Origin of the sequence: Chamaesiphon polymorphus CCALA 037 (assembly GCF_003003845.1) — a bacterium.
Lineage (GTDB): Bacteria > Cyanobacteriota > Cyanobacteriia > Cyanobacteriales > Chamaesiphonaceae > Chamaesiphon > Chamaesiphon polymorphus.
Map to the genome: position 1 here is coordinate 1 of NZ_PVWO01000546.1, position 3,655 is coordinate 3,655.

The window sequence follows — 3,655 nt, forward strand, 5'->3', positions numbered from 1 at the left end:
ACAAAGGCGTGCGCGAATCGCTCCCCGCTCCCCGCTCCCCACGTGAATCCAGCACTGCCCAAATTTACTTAGCTCTTGTAATTTGCGTATTTTCACTGAAAGATTTCAGGAGTAAATGGGGATAAATAAATAGTATAGAGAGGCTGTCAAATAATATACCTCCTGCGAAAGTAATTGAAGATTGGCTGATGGTGCTAATGACTCGAGCTGATTTATCAAATTAAGTTTTTTGAACTACTTAAGATGAAGATAAATGAATAAATGGCAGCTAAAATATTATTGCAAATACTACGCTGCTAGAGAGCAGGGTTTTGCGTTGCCTGCGGCCATTGGGATCGGTCTAATCGTGATGGTGGTTGGCGTGACCACGATCGTCCGTTCTCAGGCCGATCGATCGACTGCCATTGCCCAAAAAGCCACAGCAGATAGCTTAGGCGTGTCAGAAGCTGGAGTTACTCGGATACTAGCTTTGTTAAAGAAATATCCTGTCTTAGCAAAACAATCTGCTACCACATGGCCTGTTAGTCCCTCGACGATCGCCACATCAACGCCTGCTTGTGCGACCAGTTCAACCAGTTCGACGCCAACAACTGAAGAGTCAAAATTGATTGTCAGGAGTAGATCTGCCCAGTGGCTGAATATAAATGATACAGATGCTGACTGGCGTGAATTGGGCGAATTTAGAGTCGTAAGTTATGAGCCAAATACCCCAACACCAGGAATGAGCAAACTTGAGATCGAAGGACGCGCCAGATCTCAAAATGACGCCGCTAGCGCGACAAGTAGCACAGAAATAACCTTTGGTAACTCGACAACCGCGCTAGCAATTGAGTTTCCGATTAATAGTGGTGCCAGTCCCTCAGTACCAGGAATCTGGGTACATGGCAGCTCAGATCCGATCGATGTCTCCACCTCTGGCACCATTAATGCTAGTGTTTGTGTCAACGGTACGTCTTTCGATACGGGCAAAATCAGTACCGCCAAGCTCCAACAGGATGGTGCTGCCGTCAAGTCTATTTACAACGGTACGGTGCCGAGTATCGTTGCTAACCCTAGCACCTTACCCCCCCTTCCGCAACCGCCGACAACAGCTTATCGCCTGCCGCCGCTCGATCTTGCCAGTTGCTACATTGTCCTCCCCAGAATTCCCACGACGTCACGGACAACTGGACTAACTGGTACCAACTGTTCTAGCTCTGACAAATTTGGTACCCCTTATCCCACCACTTTTAATGTCACCACCGATACTCCAACTGGGGGCGTCTATAGCTATCTGGTTGACTCTACCACGAGCAGTTCTAGTACTACTAATAGTGGTTCTGCTGGCGGTGACTCGATTAAATTAAGTAGTGGGGGTGTAATTATCGACCCACCACCAGGCACAAAAGTGGTGCTATACGTGCGAGGCAATGTATCTATTAGTGGTACATCGAGTGGTATCCCAGCAAATGCTTGTGCGGGCACATCTACGCCAGTGACATCTTACATCAATGGTTATTCCCCAGCGAATACCAGCTTTCAAAATACAACGAATTGGCAATACGATACCACGGCAAATACGCCGCCATCTATCAACAATACCGGACTTGCCAGTAACTTAGAAATTTATGGGGCTGACGGCTCTGGTGGTACTTGGGGAACGGCCTACAAAATGGAAAATTTCCAAATAAGTGATACGACCATGGTCAATGGGTTTATTTTTGCACCCGCAGCGATCGTCGATATCTCTCAAGGTCAAATTAGAGGTGGGGTCTGGTCGCAGGTGTTCAAAAGTTCTAATTCCTCTGGTTGTAGTACCGGAATGGTTCAAGCCGATTTAGGAAACACGGTGGTTCAAATACAGTCTGCCATCTCTATTGGCTCGATTAAATCATGGCGAAGACAGGGGGCACAATAAATGCAACTTTGTCAGCACAAATTATTTCAACCCAATGACGATCGAGGTTTCTCAATGATTGAAGCGGTTGTGGCGATGATGCTCGTTACAACATTTATCACGATTAGTTTGCAACTGCTGTTAGCAGCTACTGCCGTTCGAGTCATTGCCAGAGAGAAGGCTGAAGCGACAACCTGGATTGAAGCAGACTTAGAAACGGTGAAGTTTCGAGCGAGTCAGTACTCTGATAGTTCTAAATGTAATGCGATCGATAGTAGTTCTGGTTATGCGCAAGGCTTCCGCGATGCCATTCCCGCAAGCAATGGTTTAGATGCGCCGACCGATATGACTCTCAATAAAACAATCAATGCCAATAATTTCATACTGACCAGAACTGCTAATCCGAGAACTATTCCGCCTTATGATGTTCTAGAAATCAGATATCACGTAACTTCAGCGTCTGGTTTAAAGATCGCCAAACTTTATACAGAGGTAATTCCCCATGCTGCTCTCAACTGCCCATAAGCACGAGCGAGGGTTTACCTTAGCCGAAAGTGTCATCATCGTTGTAATAATTGGGTTTTTGGCGACGATGGCAACTCAGAGCTTTTTGGCATTACTAAATAACAAGAAGGTAGAAAATGCTTTGATGCGAGTAGAATTGGCATTAAAACAAGCACAAAGAGAAGCAATTAAAACCAGTAAAAGTTGTGTAGTCTCAATTCCAAATGGTGTCAATGTCCAGTTAACTAGCAATTGCTTAGATTCAAGCGATTGGTCGATCCAAGATATCGATATCGATCGTCCGCCGAGTTTAGAGACGCTAACATTTGATTTTAAAGGCAGAATTAACGATCCTAGCGATGGAGGCATAATTGTACTCTCCTTACCAGATGGTTCTGGCTCACCGAAATGTCTGGAAATCTCCACTGGGATCGGACTGATGAGAACGGGGAGCTACGATGGCAGCAACTGTAATACGCAGTAAATAATGAAATAAATGAACTATCAGATCTTCTCAAAATTTAAATGTCAAAGCCAAGTCACAGGCTTTACTTTGGCAGAGCTATTAATAGCCATAGCAATTACCGGAATTATTATCACCGTCGGCGGTAGTGGTTTAGTGCTGATTCTCAATTACGATCTCCAAGCTAAGTCGAAAACCGATCTCCGCATGGAACTCAACCGTGCTCTGGACTTTATATCAGACGATCTTCGAGAATCCAACAATATTTCGACATCAATTCCACCAAGCTGGACAGGCTGGACAGTTCCCGCAGGTTATTCAAGTGTGCTGTTTGTGACTAAAGCACTAGGAACTCCAGGCGGATCTCAAGTTGCTTACTATGTGCGAGACAAATTACCAAGCGCAACCAGTCCGGTATGGCAAGGGCCACAAATCATTTATCGTGCCACTATAACTAATGATGAAGGAAATGCCTTGGTTGACTCCATCAAAACTGGTGGGTTTCCAGTTCCCACTATAACTGCCTCGCGCCAAGTTACCCTCTCTCTCACCGGACAGAGTTGTCCGCCGTCATCACCTGAAAATACCTGTAGCAATCCTCAAACTTTGACAATTAGTACTCAAGTTTTTGCCAGAACACAATAGCCACAACTTGTCAACCCTAGTAGTCTCCGGCATAAATGAACCTACTATTTGGGAAAGTTGGGAGTGAGGAGTTGGGAGTGAGGATTAAATACTAGTGCAGTGTCAAAATTCAATATTAGGGTAAAGAGAAGTAAGTTTACAGCGAGCATCATCAATCTTCATTTGCC

Annotated in this window: 4 protein-coding genes; all 4 read left to right on the forward strand. The window is 45.2% G+C overall.

Annotation, left to right across the window (positions count from 1 at the left end):
- Positions 1-253: 253 nt before the first annotated feature.
- From C7B77_RS26095 to C7B77_RS26110, 4 genes are read left to right on the forward strand one after another with little or no spacing between them, the layout of a single operon-like run.
- A complete protein-coding gene (locus C7B77_RS26095) occupies positions 254-1,897 on the forward strand; it encodes a hypothetical protein (protein ID WP_106311871.1) in 1,644 nt (547 codons plus the stop codon).
- The gene (locus C7B77_RS26100) at positions 1,898-2,401 is read left to right on the forward strand and encodes a PulJ/GspJ family protein (protein WP_106311874.1); all 504 of its coding nucleotides are present in this window, start codon (positions 1,898-1,900) and stop codon (positions 2,399-2,401) included. It abuts the gene before it with no gap.
- Complete coding sequence (locus C7B77_RS26105) at positions 2,379-2,864, forward strand: pilus assembly FimT family protein (protein ID WP_106311877.1); 486 nt, start codon at positions 2,379-2,381, stop codon at positions 2,862-2,864. Before C7B77_RS26100 ends, C7B77_RS26105 begins: the two co-directional genes overlap by 23 nt.
- A 12-nt stretch (positions 2,865-2,876) precedes the next feature.
- Positions 2,877-3,488 carry a PulJ/GspJ family protein gene (locus C7B77_RS26110; protein ID WP_106311880.1) on the forward strand — a complete coding sequence of 204 codons (612 nt, stop codon included), beginning with the start codon at positions 2,877-2,879 and terminating at the stop codon, positions 3,486-3,488.
- Positions 3,489-3,655 lie beyond the last annotated feature (167 nt).

Excerpts from the sequence above, each read along its gene's own strand:
- C7B77_RS26095 (WP_106311871.1), top strand. The coding sequence starts at position 254 with ATGAATAAATGGCAGCTAAAATATTATTGCAAATACTACGCTGCTAGA.
- C7B77_RS26105 (WP_106311877.1), top strand. The coding sequence starts at position 2,379 with ATGCTGCTCTCAACTGCCCATAAGCACGAGCGAGGGTTTACCTTAGCC.
- C7B77_RS26110 (WP_106311880.1), top strand. The coding sequence starts at position 2,877 with ATGAACTATCAGATCTTCTCAAAATTTAAATGTCAAAGCCAAGTCACA.
- C7B77_RS26100 (WP_106311874.1), top strand. The coding sequence starts at position 1,898 with ATGCAACTTTGTCAGCACAAATTATTTCAACCCAATGACGATCGAGGT.